Below are 20,024 nucleotides of genomic sequence, written 5' to 3'. Positions count from 1 at the left end.
TCATGGCTAAGAACGTGCTTGTCTCCGACGCAAAGTTGGAGATCACTCAGATCAAGTCCGCCATTGGCGGCAAGCAGAACCAGCGCGACACCCTGCGGTCCCTCGGCCTGAAGCGGATCGGACACACTGTTGTCCGCACCGCCGACGCCGTGACCGTGGGAATGCTCAACACGGTTCCGCACCTGGTAAAGGTAGAGGAGGCGAAGTAAATGGCAGAGAAGAACACCGCCGAAAAGGCACAGGGCGCCGCTGCTGAGAAGCAGAACGCACTGAAGGTTCACCACCTGCGTCCCGCCCCGGGTGCCAAGACCGCCAAGACCCGTGTTGGTCGTGGTGAAGGTTCCAAGGGTAAGACCGCCGGTCGCGGTACCAAGGGTACGAAGGCCCGCTACCAGATCAAGGCTGGCTTTGCCGGCGGCCAGCTGCCGCTGCACATGCGCCTGCCGAAGCTGCGCGGCTTCAAGAACCCGTTCCGGGTTGAGTACCAGGTTGTAAACCTGGACAAGCTCAACGAGCTGTTCCCGGAAGGTGGCGCAGTCACCGTGGAGAACCTGGTCGAAAAGGGTGCCGTTCGCAAGAACCAGCCCGTCAAGGTGCTGGGCACCGGCGACATCACCGTCAAGGTTGATATCACCGTCCACGCATTCTCGGCCAGCGCCGCAGAAAAGATTGCAGCAGCAGGCGGAAGCACCACCGCCCTCTAACGAGGCGGCGGGGCAGTTGCCCGTTGTGAAAACTCCCGGTACCCGGGGCCCAGGCCCCAGGTACCGGGAGTTTTTTTATTTTCCCGCCCTGCGATTGTTCGCAGGACGCGTCCACCCGTTAGACTCGGTTGTTGGGTTTATTTGACCTATCTCACACGACTTTACTTATTACTCAGGAGGACGCTTGCTTAGCGCATTTGGCCGGGCCTTTCGCACGCCTGATCTGCGACGCAAGTTGTTGTTCACGCTGGGAATCATCACAATCTTCCGCTTGGGTGCCTTCATCCCCTCGCCTGGTGTGAGCTACCAGAATGTCCAGCAATGCTTGCAGAACGGTCAGACTTCGGGCGGTATCTACCAGCTCGTCAACCTGTTTAGCGGCGGTGCATTGCTCCAGGTGTCCGTCTTCGCCCTGGGCATCATGCCGTACATCACGGCCAGCATCATCGTCCAGCTGCTCCGGGTGGTCATTCCCCGGTTCCAGATGCTCTACGAGGAGGGCGCCTCCGGCCAGTCGAAGCTGACGCAGTACACGCGCTACCTTACGATCGCCCTGGGCCTGCTGAACGCCACGACGCTGGTGTCGCTCGCGCGTTCCGGCCAGTTGCTGCCGAACTGCCAGCTGCCGATCATCCCGGACGACAGCATCGTCACCACGATCCTCATCATCATCACGCTGACGGCCGGCACCGGCCTCATCATGTGGATGGGTGAGCTCGTGACCGAGAAGGGCGTCGGGAACGGCATGTCGCTGCTCATCTTCACCTCGATCGTTTCCAGCTTCCCCGGCTCGCTCGGTGCCATCTGGACCTCCAAGGGACCGGGTACCTTCTTCCTGGTCCTGGTGATCGGACTGCTGACGGTGGCCGCGGTGGTCTTCGTGGAGCAGTCCCAGCGGCGCATCCCGGTGCAGTACGCGAAGCGCATGATTGGCCGCCGCACCGTGGGCGGCACCAGCACGTACATCCCGATCAAGGTAAACATGGCCGGCGTCGTGCCCGTCATCTTCGCTTCCTCGATGCTGTACCTGCCGGGCCTGATCTCGCAGTTCAACCAGCCCAAGCCCGGCGAGCCGATTGCACCCTGGGTGGAGTGGATCAACAACAACCTGGTCCGCGGCGACCATCCGATCTACATGGCGCTCTACTTCGCCATGATTGTGTTCTTCACTTACTTCTATGTTGCGATCACTTTCAACCCTGAAGAAGTTTCTGACAACATGAAGAAGTACGGCGGCTTCATTCCGGGTATCCGTGCCGGCAAGCCGACCGCAGACTACCTGCAGTATGTGCTTTCCAGGATCACGCTCCCCGGTGCCATTTACCTGGCTTTTGTGGCACTTATTCCGCTGGTCGCCCTGGTCCTGATCAATGCCAACCAGAACTTCCCGTTCGGTGGCACGTCGATCCTGATCATGGTCGGCGTAGGTTTGGAGACCGTCAAGCAGATTGATGCGCAGCTACAGCAGCGTCACTACGAAGGGCTTTTGCGATGACGAGAATGTTGATTATCGGACCTCCCGGATCCGGCAAGGGAACGCAGGCGGAACGCATTTCAGAGCGCCTCGGCGTTATTGCGATCTCCACGGGAGACATCTTCCGCGCCAACGTCAAGGGTGAGACGCCGCTTGGCATCGAAGCCAAGAAGTACATGGACGCGGGCGACTTTGTCCCGGACAGCGTGACCAACAAGATGGTTCGCGACCGCCTCGGCGAGGACGACGTCGACAACGGCTTCCTCCTGGACGGTTACCCGCGCACCACCGCGCAGGTGGACTACCTCGACGGGATCCTCGCAGACGGGGGCCAGTTGCTCGACGTCGTCCTGCAGCTCACGGCTGATGATGAGGAACTTGTCACCCGCCTGCTGGGCCGCGCCAAGGAAACCGGACGCACCGACGACAACGAAGCCGTCATCCGGCACCGCCTTGACCTGTACCACGGCCAGACGGAGGCTGTCGTCGCGAAGTATGCCGAGCGCGGCATCCTGACCCGTGTCGATGGCATCGGCGGCATCGACGAGGTCACCGACCGCGTCATGCAGGCCATCAAAGAGGCCCAGTCGGCCTGATCGGCCGACAACCCTTGAGGCTCCTCCCGGACGACCGGGAGGGGCCTCAGCCATTTGGCCGGCGGCCTCGCCGGCAAAGCCCCATTGAAAGGAAGTTGCGGATGGCATTCGGCCAGCCACGCATCGAATACAAGACCAACGCCCAGATGCGGTCCATGCACGAGGCCGGTCTCGTCCTCAGCCAGGCCCTCGATGCCGCCGTGGCCGCCGCCGCGCCGGGGAAGACCACCAAAGACCTCGACGCCGTGTTCGCCTCCGTGCTCAAAGACGCCGGCGCCACCTCCAATTTCCTGGGCTACCACGGCTTTCCCGCCACGATCTGCACCTCCGTCAACGAGGAGGTGGTGCACGGCATCCCCGGTGACCGCGTCCTGCAGGACGGGGATATCCTCTCGATCGACGGCGGCGCGATCCTGGACGGCTGGCACTCGGACTCGGCCCGCACCGTGATCGTGGGCACCGCCGACCCCGAGGACCAGCGGCTCTCCGATGTCACCGAGGCTGCGATGTGGCACGGGATTGCCGCGCTGGCCACCGGCAAGTTCGTCGGCGACATCGGCAACGCCGTGGACGACTATGTCTCCTCCGTGCCCGGAAAGGCTCTCGGCATCCTCGAGGACTACGTGGGCCACGGCATCGGCTCCGAGATGCACATGGCCCCGGACGTACCGAACTACCGCACCAACCACCGCGGGCCGAAGATCCGCCCGGGGCTGTGCCTGGCCATCGAACCCATGCTGGTCCGCGGGAGCATCGAGACCGCCGTGCTGGACGACGACTGGACCGTGGTGACCACTGACGGCAAGCGCTCCTGCCAGTGGGAGCATTCCGTGGCGGTCCACGAGAAGGGCATCTGGGTGCTCTCCGCACCCGACGGGGGAGCCGCGAAGCTGGCCACCCTCGGCGTCGTGCCCGTCCCGATTCCCTGAGCGAGGGGCCCCGGCTTCACGTCCCGTGGCGATGCGCACCTTTCCCTGTGACACGACAAATCCCTGGCGACGCCGGAATACGGCAGCGCCAGGGATTCGTCGTATCGGACGGAATTTGTAGCCGCGAAACCGGCCCCGTTGGCTGTGTCCGTCCCGATTCCGGGACCCCGTCGGGATATTGAGTTGAAAGGTACCGCCGAATTGTCGACCGACGCCCGTTTTAGCCTGGCATCTCGTTCGTGCTACACGACGTACTCGGCGTCCCAGGGCACCGCGATCGTCCAGGGAGAGGGGCCGACGGACGCCGACGGTGGGGCTAGCTTTAGGTTTGCGGGCCGAGTGGATTAACGTTTGATTTCACTGCGCTGAAATCATGGTTCGCACAATGCGCGACGGGGGTCACGTCGCCTCTGGTCCAACGGGGGAGAAAAGGACATGTTCAAAGTTGAAGCGATTGCGGACAGCTACCGTCATCGGGTCGTCGATGTCGACACCGGCGTGTACCTTGAATGGCTGGTGGCCGGAGGCCCGTACTTCACGGAGGTTTTCAACCTCATTCATCCCGGCGGAATGATTCCCTTTACGACCTGCCGGGAGCACGGCATCGACCCCGACACGGGTCTGCCGTTCTTCGTGTTCAGCTTCATCACTTTTGGGAGCGCCCCGAGGGCACACACGAGAACCAAGCACCTGATCAACTGCACATTCACCGACGAAGTCTCGAAGCAGTTTTGGATGACGGTCGCCACAGAAGCCTTGGTTGTGTTCGGCTCGGCGTACAACGGATTCAAAGTCCCGAATCGGCGATACACACGAGTTGAACTCAACGACGAGATTTACACTCTTGAAGACTTTGGCTACAAGACGTTTCCCGGTTAGATCCGGTCTCACGTCCGGCGCGCGACCCTAACGGCACCAACCGCCCGTCCCGATCCCTAGGGGCACGCGACGCGCATACCCGCGGCGACGCGCACCGTTCCCTGTGACACGACAAATCCCTGGCGACGCCGGAATACGGCAGCGCCAGGGATTCGTCGTATCGGGAGGGGCGTGACGCGTCAGCTCTTGAGCTTCGGCTTCACGTCCTTGGTGTAGATGCCTTCCAGCGTTGCCTTGAGCGCCGTCATGGTGGCCTGGACGTCGCCCTGCTGGGTGAGGATTGCCGCGGCGGACTTGGCCATCTCCTGGTCCGCGCCGGGCAGGAACACGCGGGCGTTGTCCTGGACCCGGGTCACGGCCAGCTGGTCCATGGCCGTCTTGATCTGCGGGGTGGCGGCGAGCACGGAGGTCATGTCCGCCGAGGTGCGGGTCGGCATGTAGCCGGTTGCCGCGGAGAACTCGGCCGTGTTTTCCGGTTCCGTCATGAATTTCAGGAAGGTGGCGGCTGCGAGCTGCACCTCCTTGCTGACACCGCTGGGGATGCCCAGGCCAGCGCCGCCGGTGGGGCAGACTGGGCTTTCGTTCTTCGGACCGCCCGGCAGGTAGCCGACGCCCACGTTGAACTTTGCGGACTTCAGGACCCCCAGCAGGGAACCCGTGGAGGAGATGGTTGACGAGGTGATGCCCGCGGCGAAGTCGTCGGCTGCTTCCTTGGACGAGACGCCGGCCCACTTGTCCTTGAAGATCGAGTCCTGGGCCCACTGCAGTGCGGCGACCGACTCGGCGGAATCACAATTGAAGGTCCAGCCGTTGGACCAGCTGCCGCCCCAGCCCCACAGATTGTTCTGCAGCGTCCAGCCTGCGTAGCCGGCCAGTGCCGGGTAGATGTAGGCGTACTGGGCGCCGGAGCTGGCCTTCAGCCTGGGCGCCCACTCCGCAAACTCCTGCCACGTCTTCGGGGCGCGGTCCGGCAGCCCGGCGGCCTTGAAGTGGTCCTTGTTGTAGTAGAACAGCGGGGTGGAGCGGCCGTAAGGGAGCGCCCACTGCTTGTCCTCGTACTGGTAATCGGCGATGAGGGACTTCTGGAAGTCATCCACCTTGATGTCCAGCTGCTTGACCAGGCTGTCCAGGGCGATGATGTTGCCGTTGGAGTAGTAGCGGAACCACCACACGTCGGAGAGCACCACAACGCCCGGGAGGCCGGACTTCGCGGCCTGCGAGGTCTGGAACTTCTGGGCGATTTCCTCATAGTTCGCCCCGGCGGTGACCAGGTTGACCTTGATGTTCGGGAACTTGGCGTGGAACTTCTCGATGATGGCCTTCTCCACGTCCTGGGACTTGCCCGGGTGGTTGGACCAGAAGTCGATCGAGGCTGCGGGCTTGACGCCGGAGAAATCGATGTCGGCGGCAGCGGTCGCAGCCCCGGTGCCTGCGGTGGACGGGCCTCCGCAGGCAGACAGCGCGGCGGCGCCTGCGCCGGCACCTGCCAGTCCCAGGAAGTGCCTGCGGTCAAGGTTAAACGCCATGGTGGATCCTTTCGATGATGCTGACTCGTTTGATGGTGGTGACTGTGGTTGAAGGGGAAAGCTCGGACGCAGCGTCACCCGGTGACGCTGCCCTGGGTCAGGCCGGCCACGATGTAGCGCTGCAGGGCGGCGAAAACCAGCAGGATGGGGACGATCACCAGGACGGCACCGGCCATCAGGATGCCCCAGCCGGAGCCGTTGCCCTCGGAGTTCTGCAGCAGGGTCAGGCCCACCGGCAGGGTCATCGTTTCGGGGCGGTCGGTGATGATGAGCGGCCAGATGTAGTCGTTCCATTCGCTGACGACGACGACGAGCGCGACCGTGGCGATCGACGGGCCGGAGACCGGAACCACGATCTGCCACAGGCGCCGCCAGTGGCCGGCCCCGTCGATCTCTGCCGATTCCAGGATGGAGGCGGGCAGCGTCATGAAGTGCTGGCGCAGCAGGAAGGTGCCAAACGCCGTGCCAAGGCCCGGGAGGATGATGCCCCACAGGGTGTTCTTGCCGCCCATCCCGGCAATCAGGATGTAGTTGGGCAGGATGGACACCTGCGGGGGGACCATCAGGGCCACGAGGATCAGCACGAAGATGACGTTCTTGTACGGGAAACGGACGAAGACCAGCGCATAGGCGGTCAGGATGGCCAGGAGTACCTTGATGGTGGCGCCCACGCTGGTGACAATCAGGCTGTTCACGAAGAACTGGGCGAACGGCACCGTCGTCATGGCGATGTTGTAGTTTTCGAGATTCAGGCTTTCCGGCAGGATCTTCAAGTCCATGGTGATGATTTCGCCGGGCTGTTTGAAGGAGCTCAGCACCATCCACAGCAGGGGCAGGAACACCACCACGGTGGTGAGGATCAGGGGAAGGTAGCCGCCGGCAATGGTCTGCGTCAGGTTGGCCCGGGAGAACGGCCGGTGGCGCTGCAGCGGAATGTCGGGACCGGCGTCCGGAGCGGAGGCGGGGCCGGCCTGGGCGGCGGGGTCGGGGCTGACGGGGGAGAGCAGGCTCACGAGTAGTGCACCTTCCGTTCGACGAACCGCAGTTGCAGCACGGTGATGATGAGCAGGATGGCGAACAGAATCACCGAGATTGCGGCCGAGTAGCCGGCCCGGTTGAACGCACCGAAGGCCTGGAGGTAGGCCTCGTAGATCAGCGTGCTGGTGCCGTTGCCCAGCGGGGTCATGATCCGGATCAGGTCGAAGGCCTGCAGCGAGCTCAGCATGGTGGTGATGAGCAGGAAGAACGTGGTGGGGGAGAGCAGCGGCAGGGCCATGCTGACAAAGCGCCGGAAACCGTTGGCGCCGTCCAGCGACGCGGCCTCCATCACGTCCTGCGGGAGCGACTGCAACCCGGCCAGGTAGACGACAGCGCAGTAGCCGAGGTTTTTCCAGACGTAGACGATGATGACCATGACCAGGGACAGTTGCGGATCATTGATCCACTGCGGACTCTGCTGGCCGAGGCCGCGCAGCAGCCAGGCGAGCACTCCGTAGCCGGGATCGAAAATGAACAGCCAGACGAGGCCGACGCCGACGCCGCTGAGCACGTACGGGGCGAAGACGGCGGAGCGCGCGAACGTTGTGCCGCGGATCTTGGAGTTCAGGGCAAGGGCCACCAGGAGGCCCAGGACCATGGAGCCGCCGACCGTGATGACGGTGAAAACGGCGGTGGTGCCCAGGACCTTGGTGGCGTCCGAACTCGTGAAGAACGTGACGTAGTTGTCGAAGCCCACCACGGTGGCCGACGCCGAGCCGAGGGTCCAGTCCAGGGTGGAGTAGTAGATGTTGTTGAAGAGCGGGAGGTAGGTGAACACCGCAATCAGGAGGAGGTTGGGGAGGGCCAGGGCCAGGAAAACGACGAAGTCCCGGCGGGTTCTGGAGGACCAGCGGGCGCGCGGCGCGGCGGGCGGCTTGGCCTCCACGACGGCGCGGGGGCGGTCGGTCAATTGTCGAGTCATTCAGGTCTCTAACGGGTCCGTGCCTACCGGTGGCAGGCGGGTGGGCGGGGATACCTTGCTATCACTTCACCACATGGCTGGTGGGCAGAATCCCGCACAAGACCCCAGGAGAGCTTTGTTGTCCTAGGCTTCGTCGCCCGTTCACGTTGTGTTGCCTGCAGTATTACATAACGCTTGTTTGGGCCACGGACATCCGGCCGCGATTCGTCCAGACGATGGAGCCGCGCCTGTGGGCAGTCGCCGCCCGCCGGAGCGCACAATAGAGCCATGACTGCGATTACGGATGTGCCGGGTCTGAGGGTGGGCCATGCCGGCAGGGTGGGCGAAGGCTGGCTGAGCGGGGTGACGGTGGTGCTGCCTCCGGCCGGGACAGTGGGCTCCGTCGATGTCCGGGGCGGAGGTCCCGGGACGCATGAAACCGATGCCCTGGACCCGACGACGCTGACGCGTACCGTCGATGCGATCGTCCTCAGCGGGGGAAGCGCCTACGGCCTTGCCGCGGCCCATGGCGCCCAGCGTTGGTGCGAGGAGAACGGCCGGGGGTTCGCCGTGCCCGGCGGCCTGGTCCCGATCGTGCCGGCCGCGGCGATCTTTGACCTTGGCCGCGGCGGGGACTTCGCCGCGCGCCCGGACGCCGCCATGGGCTACGCGGCCACCGCGGACGCCGCCGCCCGGCAGGAAGGGCACGACGTCGAACGAGGCAACGCAGGAGCCGGCACCGGAGCCCTCATCGGCCGGGGCCAGTTCAAGGGCGGAGTAGGCACCGCCTCCATCACACTGGAGAACGGGGCAGTTGTCGGGGCCCTCGCGGTAGTTAACGCGCTTGGGTTACCTTTTGGCACATCGCCGCAGCAGCCGGAACCCGGCAGCGTGCGTCTAAGCGACGAAGGAGCGAGCACGCAGAGGGTTTCGGTTGCTGAGGCGAAAGCCGGGGCGGGCACCGTCAAAGAGGAAGAACCACCCGCGCTCAACACGACACTGGTCGTCGTCGCAACCAATGCCGTGCTGGACAAGGCCGAGTGCAAACGCACAGCCTCTGCCGCCCACGCCGGACTGGCCCGTGCGCTCAATCCCAGCCACACCCTGGCCGACGGCGATACGGTGTTTTGCCTCGCCACCGGGGCGCTCGCGCTGGACCGCAGCAGCGAGTCCGCCCGGCAGGTGAGCCTCATCACCCTGCAGAGTGCGGCAGCCGACGTCGTGCGCCTGGCGATCCTGGACGGGATCGCCCGCGCGGACGCCGTGAGTACGCCGGCGGGCGATTTTGGTGCGTACGGACGCTGAGTGCGCTACGATTGCTGGATTTAACATTCGGGCCGAAATGGCGTAATGTTGGCTGTTGGTTGTCTGCCCTGTTGTGCCCTTTTGTGGCCGGGAGGCATCAGCCAATCAATCAAAAACGTCCGCGGTCATTTCCGGTGCAAGCCGGAGGGCTGCGGCAAACAACAGTTAGCGGAGGGTATGGCCAAGAAGGACGGGGTCATTGAGATCGAGGGCGTTGTGACTGAGGCGCTGCCTAACGCGATGTTTCGCGTTGAGCTCACCAACAAGCACATCGTTCTGGCACACATCTCTGGAAAGATGCGCCAGCACTACATCAGGATTCTCCCTGAGGACCGGGTAGTGGTGGAGCTGAGCCCGTACGACCTGACACGTGGTCGTATCGTCTACCGCTACAAGTAAACACTGGCCGGCCAAAGCAACAGCTCGAAGCCGGTCCAGCTGACCAACTGCAACACGCAAAGGAACGCCATGAAGGTCAAGCCGAGCGTTAAGCAGATCTGCGAAAAGTGCAAAGTGATCCGCCGTAATGGCCGGGTCATGGTGATCTGCGAGAACCCGCGCCACAAGCAGCGCCAGGGCTAATTTCCCTCACGGGAAATCCTGGGTTGCTAACCCACGCAAGTAAATAAAAGGCAGCACAAGCTGATCTGGGACGTATGGGCCCGTACAGCTAACCCCCGGTCGGAGGCTGGGGCCGCACGGATTGTGCGGGTGTACTGCCTACGACCTCCGGTTTATTCAAGGAGCACTGCCTCTATGGCTCGTCTCGCTGGCGTAGACATTCCCCGCGAAAAGCGGTTGGAAATTGCGCTTACTTACATCTACGGCGTGGGCAAGACCCGTGCACACGAAACCCTGGCTGCCACCGGCATCAGCGCGGACGTTCGGGTCAAGGACCTGTCCGACGCCGAGCTCGTCCAGCTGCGTGATTACATTGAAGGCAACTACAAGGTTGAGGGTGACCTTCGCCGCGAAGTAGCAGCAGATATCCGCCGCAAGGTTGAAATCGGCAGCTACGAAGGTATTCGCCACCGTAAGGGCCTGCCAGTGCGCGGACAGCGCACGAAGACGAACGCGCGTACCCGCAAGGGCCCGAAGCGCACCGTCGCAGGCAAGAAGAAGACGCGCTAAACCGCTCGTCTTCCACCCGATAACTTTCTGTAGGAGAAATAATGCCCCCGAAGACTCGTGGCGCGGTTCGCAAGCCGCGTAAGAAGGACAAGAAGAATATCGCGCTGGGCCAGGCGCACATCAAGAGCACCTTTAACAACACCATCGTTTCCATCACGGACCCGAACGGTGCTGTCATCTCCTGGGCTTCCTCCGGTGAGGTTGGCTTCAAGGGCTCACGTAAGTCCACCCCGTTCGCAGCCCAGATGGCCGCCGAAGCCGCCGCAAAGCGTGCGCAGGAGCACGGCATGCGCAAGGTTGACGTATTCGTCAAGGGCCCGGGTTCGGGACGCGAAACGGCTATCCGTTCACTGCAGGCCGCTGGCCTTGAGGTTGGATCCATCCAGGATGTAACCCCCAGCGCCCACAACGGCTGCCGTCCGCCGAAGCGCCGCCGCGTCTAAGGCTTTCCAACGCACCGGTGCTTGCCCGGACCTTCAACGGTCCGGGCAAGCCCAGCCGCGTTAAGTCTTCAGACCGATCTTTCCACCACCTGTGTTGCGTCATATAGCGGATGCTCGCCGAAAGGAAACCTAAGTGCTCATTGCACAGCGCCCCACCCTCTCCGAAGAGGTCGTCTCCGATAACCGCTCCCGTTTCATCATTGAACCGCTGGAGCCCGGTTTCGGTTACACCCTCGGAAACTCCCTCCGCCGTACCCTGCTCTCCTCCATCCCCGGTGCCTCTGTCACGAGCATCCGGATCGATGGCGTGCTGCACGAGTTCACCACGGTTCCGGGTGTCAAGGAAGATGTCACTGAGATCATCCTGAACATCAAGAACCTGTCGGTTTCCTCCGAGCACGACGAGCCGGTTGTTGCTTACCTGCGCAAGCAGGGCCCGGGAGTCGTCACCGCCGCGGACATCGCTCCGCCGGCCGGCGTCGAATTCCACAACCCGGATCTGCACATTGCCACGCTGAACTCGAAGGGCAAGTTCGAACTCGAACTGACCATCGAGCGCGGCCGCGGCTACGTTTCGGCAGCTCAGAACAAGTCCGGCGACTCCGAGATCGGCCGCATTCCGGTCGACTCGATCTACTCGCCGGTCCTGAAGGTTACTTTCCGCGTGGAAGCTACCCGTGTTGAGCAGCGCACTGACTTCGACAAGCTCATTGTCGACGTCGAGACCAAGCAGGCCATCGCCCCGCGCGATGCCGTTGCTTCGGCAGGTACCACCCTGGTGGAACTGTTCGGTCTGGCCCGCGAGCTGAACACCGCAGCTGAAGGTATCGAGATTGGCCCGTCGCCGACGGATGCTGCCCTGGCAGCAGACATGGCCCTGCCGATCGAGGATCTGGACCTCACCGTCCGTTCCTACAACTGCCTCAAGCGTGAGGGCATCCACACCGTGGGTGAACTCGTGGCCCGCTCCGAGGCCGACCTCATGGACATCCGTAACTTCGGTGCGAAGTCCATCGATGAGGTCAAGGCAAAGCTGGTTGAACTGGGCCTGTCCCTCAAGGACTCGCCTCCCGGTTTTGACCTCGCAGCACGCGCCGCAGCAATTGAAGAGGACGACGCCGCTTTCAGCGACGACGAGCTCTAACAAACAGATCTTGGCCTGCCGGCTGGATGCACCATGGTGTGCGCAGCCCAACGGCTTCCATATGAGGAGAAACTATTATGCCTACCCCCGCTAAGGGTCCGCGCCTCGGAGGCGGAGCAAGTCACGAGCGTCTGATGCTCGCGAACCTGTCCGCCGCACTGTTCGAGCACAAGCGGATCACCACCACGGTGACCAAGGCCAAGCGACTGAAGCCGTACGCCGAGCGTCTGGTGACTTTCGCCAAGCGTGGCGACCTGGCTTCCCGCCGCCGTGTACTCGGCTTGATCAGCGACAAGGGCATCGTCCATGAGCTGTTCACCGACATTGCACAGGCAGTGGAGAACCGCAACGGCGGCTACACCCGCATCACCAAGATCGGCAACCGCAAGGGCGACAACGCTCCCATGGCTGTCATCGAACTGGTTCTCGAGCCGGTTTCCGCCAAGCAGGCAGTCGTAGCCGAGGCTACCCAGGCTGCCGCCAAGGCTGCCCCGGCAGCTGAGGAAGCTCCCGCCGAGGCCGAGGTTGTTGAGACCGAAGAGGCTCCTGAGGCTGAGGTCGTTGAGACCGAAGCTGCAGCAACCGAAGAGGCTCCGGCCGCTGAGGAAGCAGCCGCTGACTCCAAGAAGGACGCGAAGTAGTTCGCTGATTTCTTCGCATAGACTTAAGTCTATGAACGACCAGAAACCCGCTGCCCCCGTGAGAGGGGGCGGCGGGTTTTTGCGTATCCGGCTTGATCTTGCGTACGACGGCGGACCCTTCAGCGGGTGGGCCGTGCAGCCCGGCAGGAGGACCGTCCAGGGCGCGCTCGAAGAGGCCATCGCGATGCTGATCCGCAGGCCCGTCCGGGTGACCGTCGCCGGGCGGACCGATGCCGGTGTGCACGCCCGCGGCCAGGTGGTCCACGTCGACCTCACCGAGGCGGAGTGGCTGGGCCTCAACCGCGGCGCGGAACTGGACCCCGCCGTCGCGCTGCTCCGCCGGCTCCGCGGCTCGCTCAGCCGGGTGCTGGGGGACCTCACCGGGTCCATCGAGGTCCACAGGGTTTGCCTCGCCCCCGAGGGCTTTGACGCCCGGTTTTCCGCGCTGTGGCGCCGCTACAGCTACCGGATCGCGGACGGACCCGCCCTCTGGGACCCGCTGGGCCGTACCTCCACGCTGTGGCACCAGGACGACCAGGATGTCGGGCTGCTCAACGAAGGCGCCTCGCAGCTGCTGGGGCTTCAGGATTTCCGGTCCTACTGCAAGCCGCGCGAAGGTGCCACCACCATCCGGGAACTGCAGCGCTTCGAGTTTGCCCGCGGTGCGGACGGAGTCCTGGTCGCCACCGTCCAGGCCGATGCGTTCTGCCACAACATGGTCCGCTCCCTGGTGGGCTCGGCGCTGTATGTAGGGGCCGGCATCGAGAAGCCCGGCTGGCTGTACGAGCGGCTGCTGGCCCGCCAGCGGGACGCCAAGTCCGTGCTGGCCGCCCCGCATCCGCTGGTGCTGGAGGAAGTGGCCTATCCCTCGGCCAGCGGGCTGCTGGCGAGGGCCGAGCTGACGCGCGCCTTGCGTCAGTAGCACGGCGCTCGGCCCGAACTAGAAGGCCGGCGGGGCGGCCTCGGCGGGAAGCTCAAGGGTGAAGGTGCTCCCGCAGCCGGGACGCGTGCTGCAGGAAATCGAGCCGCCGTGCCGCTCCACGATTGCCTTGGTGATGGACAGGCCCAGCCCGGCGCCCGGAATCGAGCCCTCCCGGACCGCGGGGCTGCGGAAGAACCGGGTGAAGACCCGTCCGGCGTCGGCGGCTGTCATCCCCATCCCGGCATCCTCCACGCGAAGCAGCACCCGGTCGCCCTCGGTGCTGGCGGAGACGTGGACGCGGCCGCCGCCGGGAGAATACTTGATGGCGTTGGACACGAGGTTGTCCAGTGCCTGGCTGATCCGCAGCGGATCCACATGGGCCCAGAGCGGGTCCGGCAGGTCCATGGAGAGCGAGACCCGGGACGCCTGGGCATGGGCCTGGGCCGAGCCGAGGCTCGCTTCGACCAGGCTGGCCAGATCGGTCCGGCGCGGGTGGACGTGCACCGTCGAATTGGCAGACATCAACAGGTCGGAGACGAGGGCCAGCAGGCGCTCGGCGTTGCGTTGTGCCACTTCGATCCGTCGCACCGTGGTGGTGGAGAGCTCTGTCGAATCACCAAGTGCCAGGTCCAGGTTGCCGATGATCGAGGTCAACGGGGTCCGGAATTCATGCGAAACCGTGGACAAGACGTCGTCCTTGACGGCCAGGGCATCGACCAGGCCGGTGACCTCGTTGAACACGACGACGGCGCCGCGGAAGCCGCCGTCGTCGCCCTGCAGCGGACGCGCACCCGTGGAAACGACCCGGCTGCCAGGGGCCTCGCCAAAGCGCACCAGGTAGTCTGCGAAGGACTCCCCGGACGAGGCCCGCCGAATGGGACGCCGTTCCAGCGGCAGCGGTGTCTCCTGGTCCGGCCCGGTCAGCAGCAGTTGTGACTCCTGCACACCCTGTGCGGAACCAGCGGGTGCCGCGGACTTCTCCAGGGCTGACTGCCAGCTGTTCGTCAGCAGGCGGCGTCCTGCCGCGTCCACCGCAACGATGCCGACGTCGACGGTGTCCAGGATGGTGTTGAGAAGCCGTTCCCGTTCCCGGCTGTCCGCCAGCAGTGCCTGCAGCTCCGCTTCCTTGGCTTCGGTCCGCCGCTGCTCCTGGTGCACGCGCAGCCGGGCGAAGCGCAGGGCGACGGACACGGCAAAAGTCATGCCAGACAGGAGCAGGAGGCCGGCGGCCCGGTCCGGGGCGGAGCCGGACCCCGTGGCCAGAAGCCAGGGCAGGCCTGCCAGGAGCGGCCCGAAGAAGCTGATGGACAGGCACACCGCGGCGGACACCCCGGAGGTGGAAACCCAGACCACCGGCAGGATGGACAGCACGCCAACGTCTGGCAGGCCGTCGACGCTGCCGCTTCGGCTGAGTCCGATGGCGAGCAGGTCCAGGACCGGGATCACCAGCGGGGCGAGCGGTCCAAGCCGTGCCCAGGGCACCAGGAAACAAGCCAGCACGAGCGCGGCGTGCAGGGCCAGGGCCACGGCGAACAGTGGCTCGTCGAACAGCCCGGACCAGCCGGCAGGTGAGGCCAGCACAACAGCGGCCATGGCGAAGGTCAGCGGCAGTTGGAACACCAACACCCTCGCCCGCGGTGCCAGGGCCCTGAAGTAACCGTCCATCCTTCGGACCAGTCGCTGTTCACTCACTAAAGCCGCACTCCTTCCTTGCTGCTCCAGTTTTACACCTGTTGTCACACAAACTTGACACAAAGCTTAGTAATGTGGCTTCTGTTACTGCGCCGGAACCGGTTTTTCCCGGTCATCGTGGGTATTCTGACAATGCCGGTGGGGGGCCGCGCGATAAGCACTGCCGGCGCGTCCGCGTCGGTGCAGGGAGCAGGACCGGATGTGAGGGGGGCCATGACTGATCTTGGAGTCGCTGTCGTCGTAGAGGATGACGAAGACGTTCGAAACCTGGTCGAAGCCGTGCTGAGCCAGGCGGGGTTCGAGGTCCACTCGGCCGCCCGCGGGCGCGAGGGGGTAGACGTTGTCCGGCGCCTCGAAGCCGACGTTGTCACCTTGGACGTGGGCCTGCCCGACATTGACGGTTTCGAGGTCCTTCGCCGGATCCGGCAATTCAGCGACGCCTACGTCGTGATGTTGACAGCCCGTACGGACGAACTGGACACCCTGACGGCGCTGCATACCGGCGCCGACGATTTTATGACGAAACCCTTCCGCCCCCGCGAGCTCCGCGCCCGGGTGGCGGCCATGATGCGGCGGCCCCGGCAGGACACCACCAGCGACTCAGCCGCGCCGGGAGGGCCTGCGACGGCGGCCCCGGCACTGCAGGACTCCGTGCTCCGCCACAACGGACTGGCCCTTGACCCGGACAGCCGTTCGGTGACGGTCGACGATATGCCTGCAAGCCTGACCCGCAGCGAGTTCGACTTGTTGCATGCCCTGCTGAAGGGGGCCGGTGCCGTCCGGTCCAAAACTGACCTGGTCCGGGTGGTGCGGGGCGAGTACTACCGGGCGGACGCGTACATCGGCGAATCCGACGAACGGGCTGTCGAAGTCCACATCGGGAACCTCCGGCGGAAGCTGCGCGAGGATCCGCTCCAGCCGCGCTGGCTCCAGACGATCCGCGGAGTGGGGTACCGGCTCGCTCCCCGGCGGGACTAGCTGTCCCAGAGGATGTAGCTGTACTGCAGTTCATCCACCGTGTCGCTGCCGCTCTCGGCAACATTCCCCAGGAGGGAGCTGGCCCGGTCCATGTCGCCGCCACGGATGGCAGCCTCAAGTTCTCCGGCAAGCTTGGCGAGTTGCACGCCGCCCACCATGGCCGAGGACGTTTTCAGGCTCAGCACAGCCTCCAGCGACTCCGCCTGGTCCCGGCGGCCCAGCGCCGAGGCCAGGGAGCGGTAGCGTTGCTCCCACATCCTGGCGTAGTCCCTGGCGAACCCTTTGGCGACGGACGGGCTGTCCAGCTGGGTACCGAGGTCCTGGAGCGCCGCAGGGTCAACCAGGGGCGAAGTTGGCAGGCCCTCCGGCGTGTCGACGGCCTCTGCCGGAGGAGCCAGCACAGCGCCGCACGGGGAGTTGGCCGGGGCCGGGGAGGCGCTCGCTGTGTCGTCGTCGGGCAGGGCAGCTGGAAAGGACATGTGCCTACGCTACTTCGTGTCGCTGCCATTGCTCCGCACACCCGGCATTCCTGCGGAAACCTTGCGGCATTCCGGGGGAAGCGCCTTTAGTGCCCGCTGAAGGTGTTGATCGCGTTGATGACGGCGGGGCCCAGGATGGCAATGAAGAGCACCGGGAAGATGAAGAAGAGGAGCGGGAACAAGATGGTGACGGGCAGCTTCATCGCTTTTTCCTCGGCCCGCTGCCGGCGCTTGACCCGCATGACTTTTGCCTGGATCCGGAGCACCCGGCTGATGGCAATGCCGTACGTGTCCGCCTGGACCACCGCCTGGACGAAGCTGCGCAGCTCCGGGATGTTGGTCCGTTCGGAGAGCGCCAGGTAAGACTCGCGGCGGCTCCGGCCCACCTGCATGTCCTGGAGCGTCCGGACGATTTCCTCGGCGAGGGGGCCCTTGCCGTTCTCCCCGGCGCGTGCCATGGCTCCCTCGAAACCCAGGCCGGCTTCCACGGAGATCAGCATCTGGTCCAGGGTGTTGGCCAGTTCCAGCTGCATGATTTTCTGGCGTTCCTGCCCCTTGCTGTAGAGCAGGAGGTCCGGGATGAAGTAGCCCAGCAGTACGACAAAGACTCCCACCAGCTTGATGACCGGCGTCGGGCCGCTGGCGCTGATGTAGTAGCCGAGCAGGGCCCCCAACATTCCCAGCAGGGGCTTGGCCGCCAGGACCCGTCCGAGGGGCAGCGAAGCAGGACGGCCGGCGAGGGACAGCAGCTTGTCGAGTTTACGGACATACCCGGCCGGTGTCAGCCGGTAACCGACCCGCTCCAGCAGCTTGCTCTGTTTCTCCTCCGGTTGCCCGGCGGTGTCCGTCCCGAGTGCGAGCATCGTCCGGACAGCCCGCTGGGACGAGCGGTCGACGGAGAGCAGCGACCACACCAGGTAGCCCAGTGGAACGGAGACCAGCAGCAGGGATATCAGTACTACGGAGTTCACGGGCGCCTCAGAACTTCAGGTCGATGATCTTGCGCATCCACAAGCCGCCAATGGTCATCAGGATGATGGACGCCGCGATCATGCCCCAGCCGAGCGGGTGGGTGAACATCACGTTCATGTAGCCGGGGTTGACCAGCATCAGCATGACAACAATCCCGATCGGCATGGCCATGAGGATGTAGGCGGAGAACTTGCCCTCCGCGGCGAGGGACTTGATGTGGCCCTTGATTTCACTGCGCTCGCGGATGGTTTCGTTGACCTGGTCCAGGACCTCGGCCAGGTTTCCGCCCACTTCCCGGTTGATCTGGATGGCCTGGGCGATCCAGACGAAGTCCTCGTTCCGCATCCGCTCGGCCGTGTCGTTGAGGGATGACTGCAGGTCACGTCCCAGGCTGGTTTCGGTGACCACCCGGCGCATCTCTTCCGCCGTCGGGCTCAGCGATTCGGTGGCCGCGGCGTCGATGGCACGCAGGATGCTGTGCCCGGCACGGAGCCCGCCGGCCAGCAGCTGGAGTGTGTCGCCGAGCTGCTGGTCAAAGGTGTTCCGGCGTTTGCCGGCCAGATAACCGAGCACGAGGTGCCCCACCAGCGGGGATACCAGGACGAAGAGAATCGCGACCAGCGGACCGGCCACGACCAGCCCGACCACGGCTCCCACCAGCGCTCCGGCCAGCACGAGGACGAAGAAGTCGGCCTGGCTCATCCGGAGGCCGGCGTTCTCCAGCGCTTCCCGGTTGAAGAGCCGGACCTTGCGTTGCGCGAAGAAACCGTCGACCAGGTGTACGGCCGAACCGGCGAACCGGGTCAGCTGGGAATCGGGCTGGTTCTGGACGGGTCTGCGCCGGTCCAGCGGCACGCTCGCGCTGCCTGTGGCCAGCAGCGCGTAGCCGAGCAGCAGCACGGCCGCGAAGATCAGCCCGACCCCGAGGGGCAACACGGTCATTCCCGGCTCACACCCTTCCGGCCGCGGTCAGCGGGGCGGCAAATACGCTGGGGGAGACGTAGATGCCCAGATCCTCGAAGCGGTCAATAAAGCGGGGGCGGATTCCGGTGGGGACCGGTTTGCCGAGGAACCGGCCGTGGGCGTCGACGCCGGCCGAGTAGTCGAAGACGAACGCGTCCTGCAGCGTGACAATGTCCCCTTCCATCCCTTGGACCTCGGTGACGTGGGTGATCCGGCGGGTGCCGTCGCGGAGCCGGGAGATCTGGACAATCAGGTTGACGGCGGAGGCGATCTGTTCCCGGATTGCCCGCAGCGGCAGGTCCATGCCGGCCATCAGCACGAGGGTTTCGAGGCGTGCGACGGCGTCGCGCGGCGAGTTGGAGTGGACCGTGGAGAGGGAACCGTCGTGGCCGGTGTTCATGGCCTGGAGCATGTCCAGCGATTCGCCGCCGCGGACCTCACCCACCACGATCCGGTCCGGGCGCATACGCAGCGAGTTGCGCAGCAGTTCACGGATGGTCACTTCGCCCTTGCCTTCGGTGTTGGGCGGACGGCTTTCGAGCCGGACCACATGGCGCTGCTGGATCTGCAGCTCGACGGCGTCCTCGATGGTGACGATCCGCTCGTCGTCCGGCAGGAAGGAGGAGAGCACGTTGAGCAGCGTCGTCTTGCCGGTGCCGGTGCCTCCGGAGACGATGATGTTCAGCTTCGCCTTCACGCAGGCGTTGAGCAGTTCGGCCATTTCCGGCGTCAGGGTGCCGAACTCGATGAGGTTCCGGACCGTCAGCGGCACCTTGCTGAACTTCCTGATGGTCAGCGAGGAGCCGCCCACCGCGAGCGGGGGGATCACGGCGTTGACGCGGGAACCGTCCTCGAGGCGGGCATCCACGAGCGGCGAGGACTCGTCGATGCGGCGGCCCACCTTGGAGACGATCCTCTCAATCACTTTGCGCAGGTGGTCTTCGGAGCTGAACCGCGATTCGGTCAGGGTCAGCTTGCCGTGCCGCTCGACATAAATCTGGTCCATGCAGTTGACCATGATTTCCGTGACTGCGGGATCATCCAGGAGCCGCTGCAGGGGGCCGTAGCCGAGCACGTCGTCCGCGACATCCTGGACGAGTCGGGAGCGTTCTTCGACGGAGAGGGGGACCTGTTCGGCGTCGATGATCCGGATGAGCTCCTCCCTCGCGGAGGTGCGCAGTTCGTCCTCCTTGACAGCGGAGTCGTTGAACCGGCTCCCCATCCGCTCGAAGAGGGCGGTCGCGGCGCGTTGTTTGAGAGCCGCGAAGACGTCCACCGGCTGCTGGGCCTTCGACCGGTACGTCTCC

The 20,024-nt window shown here is 64.6% G+C and carries 23 protein-coding genes; 15 read left to right on the top strand and 8 right to left on the bottom strand.

From position 1 onward, the window contains the following. The first annotated feature begins 2 nt into the window (after nt 1-2). From rpmD to K789_RS0106850, 6 genes are all read left to right on the top strand, one after another. Nucleotides 3-209, top strand: coding sequence for a 50S ribosomal protein L30 (gene rpmD / locus K789_RS0106875; RefSeq protein WP_018773676.1), 207 nt, complete (start codon nt 3-5; stop codon nt 207-209). Next, nucleotides 210-704 (top strand): 50S ribosomal protein L15, encoded by a 495-nt coding sequence (rplO, locus tag K789_RS0106870; protein ID WP_035739336.1) that lies wholly within the window; start codon nt 210-212, stop codon nt 702-704. A 184-nt stretch (nt 705-888) separates the two neighbouring features. Continuing rightward, nucleotides 889-2,199 (top strand): preprotein translocase subunit SecY, encoded by a 1,311-nt coding sequence (secY, locus tag K789_RS0106865; protein ID WP_024366118.1) that lies wholly within the window; start codon nt 889-891, stop codon nt 2,197-2,199. A gap of 5 nt (nt 2,200-2,204) precedes the next feature. Further along, nucleotides 2,205-2,774 carry an adenylate kinase gene (locus K789_RS0106860; protein ID WP_192815737.1) on the top strand — a complete coding sequence of 190 codons (570 nt, stop codon included), beginning with the start codon at nt 2,205-2,207 and terminating at the stop codon, nt 2,772-2,774. Nucleotides 2,775-2,875: 101 nt separating this feature from the next. Continuing rightward, a complete protein-coding gene (map, locus tag K789_RS0106855) occupies nt 2,876-3,703 on the top strand; it encodes a type I methionyl aminopeptidase (protein ID WP_024366116.1) in 828 nt (275 codons plus the stop codon). A gap of 435 nt (nt 3,704-4,138) precedes the next feature. Further along, nucleotides 4,139-4,582, top strand: a complete 444-nt coding sequence (locus tag K789_RS0106850) for a hypothetical protein (RefSeq protein WP_024366115.1) — start codon at nt 4,139-4,141, stop codon at nt 4,580-4,582. 179 nt (nt 4,583-4,761) lie between these two features. Here the strand turns inward: K789_RS0106850 and K789_RS0106845 are convergent, their stop codons facing one another. From K789_RS0106845 to K789_RS0106835, 3 genes are all read right to left on the bottom strand, one after another. After that, nucleotides 4,762-6,108 carry an ABC transporter substrate-binding protein gene (locus tag K789_RS0106845; protein ID WP_024366114.1) on the bottom strand — a complete coding sequence of 449 codons (1,347 nt, stop codon included), beginning with the start codon at nt 6,106-6,108 and terminating at the stop codon, nt 4,762-4,764. A 74-nt stretch (nt 6,109-6,182) separates the two neighbouring features. Then, the gene (locus K789_RS0106840; protein WP_192815738.1) at nt 6,183-7,037 is read right to left on the bottom strand and encodes a carbohydrate ABC transporter permease; all 855 of its coding nucleotides are present in this window, start codon (nt 7,035-7,037) and stop codon (nt 6,183-6,185) included. Nucleotides 7,038-7,117: 80 nt separating this feature from the next. Further along, nucleotides 7,118-8,068, bottom strand: a complete 951-nt coding sequence (locus tag K789_RS0106835) for a carbohydrate ABC transporter permease (RefSeq protein ID WP_024366112.1) — start codon at nt 8,066-8,068, stop codon at nt 7,118-7,120. 267 nt (nt 8,069-8,335) lie between these two features. Between K789_RS0106835 and K789_RS0106830 the strand changes: the two genes are divergently transcribed. From K789_RS0106830 to K789_RS0106795, 8 genes are all read left to right on the top strand, one after another. Further along, entirely contained in the window at nt 8,336-9,352 is a 1,017-nt protein-coding gene (locus K789_RS0106830) for a P1 family peptidase (protein WP_024366111.1), read from the top strand. Nucleotides 9,353-9,529: 177 nt separating this feature from the next. Next, a complete protein-coding gene (gene infA / locus K789_RS0106825) occupies nt 9,530-9,751 on the top strand; it encodes a translation initiation factor IF-1 (protein WP_009358723.1) in 222 nt (73 codons plus the stop codon). A gap of 69 nt (nt 9,752-9,820) precedes the next feature. Beyond that, on the top strand, nt 9,821-9,934 hold the full coding sequence (gene rpmJ, locus K789_RS24450) for a 50S ribosomal protein L36 (protein WP_009358722.1): 114 nt from the start codon (nt 9,821-9,823) through the stop codon (nt 9,932-9,934). Between the two features lie 174 nt (nt 9,935-10,108). Continuing rightward, nucleotides 10,109-10,483 carry a 30S ribosomal protein S13 gene (gene rpsM, locus K789_RS0106815; protein ID WP_024366110.1) on the top strand — a complete coding sequence of 125 codons (375 nt, stop codon included), beginning with the start codon at nt 10,109-10,111 and terminating at the stop codon, nt 10,481-10,483. Between the two features lie 41 nt (nt 10,484-10,524). Then, nucleotides 10,525-10,926, top strand: coding sequence for a 30S ribosomal protein S11 (rpsK, locus tag K789_RS0106810; RefSeq protein ID WP_018773682.1), 402 nt, complete (start codon nt 10,525-10,527; stop codon nt 10,924-10,926). Nucleotides 10,927-11,059: 133 nt separating this feature from the next. Beyond that, nucleotides 11,060-12,070, top strand: a complete 1,011-nt coding sequence (locus K789_RS0106805; protein ID WP_024366109.1) for a DNA-directed RNA polymerase subunit alpha — start codon at nt 11,060-11,062, stop codon at nt 12,068-12,070. A 77-nt stretch (nt 12,071-12,147) separates the two neighbouring features. Further along, nucleotides 12,148-12,711, top strand: coding sequence for a 50S ribosomal protein L17 (rplQ, locus tag K789_RS0106800; RefSeq protein ID WP_024366108.1), 564 nt, complete (start codon nt 12,148-12,150; stop codon nt 12,709-12,711). 31 nt (nt 12,712-12,742) lie between these two features. Further along, nucleotides 12,743-13,633, top strand: a complete 891-nt coding sequence (locus tag K789_RS0106795; protein ID WP_024366107.1) for a tRNA pseudouridine synthase A — start codon at nt 12,743-12,745, stop codon at nt 13,631-13,633. Between the two features lie 18 nt (nt 13,634-13,651). Here K789_RS0106795 and K789_RS0106790 read toward each other — a convergent pair whose 3' ends face one another. Then, nucleotides 13,652-15,325 carry a sensor histidine kinase gene (locus K789_RS0106790; RefSeq protein ID WP_024366106.1) on the bottom strand — a complete coding sequence of 558 codons (1,674 nt, stop codon included), beginning with the start codon at nt 15,323-15,325 and terminating at the stop codon, nt 13,652-13,654. A gap of 213 nt (nt 15,326-15,538) precedes the next feature. Between K789_RS0106790 and K789_RS0106785 the strand changes: the two genes are divergently transcribed. Beyond that, nucleotides 15,539-16,303: a response regulator transcription factor gene (locus tag K789_RS0106785; RefSeq protein ID WP_024366105.1), complete on the top strand. Its 765-nt coding sequence runs from the start codon at nt 15,539-15,541 to the stop codon at nt 16,301-16,303. Here the strand turns inward: K789_RS0106785 and K789_RS0106780 are convergent. From K789_RS0106780 to K789_RS0106765, 4 genes are all read right to left on the bottom strand, one after another. Continuing rightward, a complete protein-coding gene (locus K789_RS0106780; RefSeq protein ID WP_024366104.1) occupies nt 16,300-16,782 on the bottom strand; it encodes an Hpt domain-containing protein in 483 nt (160 codons plus the stop codon). The two genes, K789_RS0106785 and K789_RS0106780, sit on opposite strands and share 4 nt — an antisense overlap. Before the next feature lie 86 nt (nt 16,783-16,868). Further along, complete coding sequence (locus tag K789_RS0106775) at nt 16,869-17,753, bottom strand: type II secretion system F family protein (protein WP_024366103.1); 885 nt, start codon at nt 17,751-17,753, stop codon at nt 16,869-16,871. Between the two features lie 7 nt (nt 17,754-17,760). Beyond that, a complete protein-coding gene (locus tag K789_RS0106770; protein ID WP_029704654.1) occupies nt 17,761-18,696 on the bottom strand; it encodes a type II secretion system F family protein in 936 nt (311 codons plus the stop codon). Between the two features lie 7 nt (nt 18,697-18,703). After that, on the bottom strand, nt 18,704-19,993 hold the full coding sequence (locus tag K789_RS0106765; protein WP_128081577.1) for a CpaF family protein: 1,290 nt from the start codon (nt 19,991-19,993) through the stop codon (nt 18,704-18,706). Nucleotides 19,994-20,024: the final 31 nt, after the last annotated feature.

Source organism: Arthrobacter sp. TB 26, from assembly GCF_000427315.1.
GTDB lineage: Bacteria > Actinomycetota > Actinomycetes > Actinomycetales > Micrococcaceae > Arthrobacter.
Note: the sequence above shows the minus strand (reverse complement) of the source record. Positions and strands in the feature narration are given on the sequence as shown.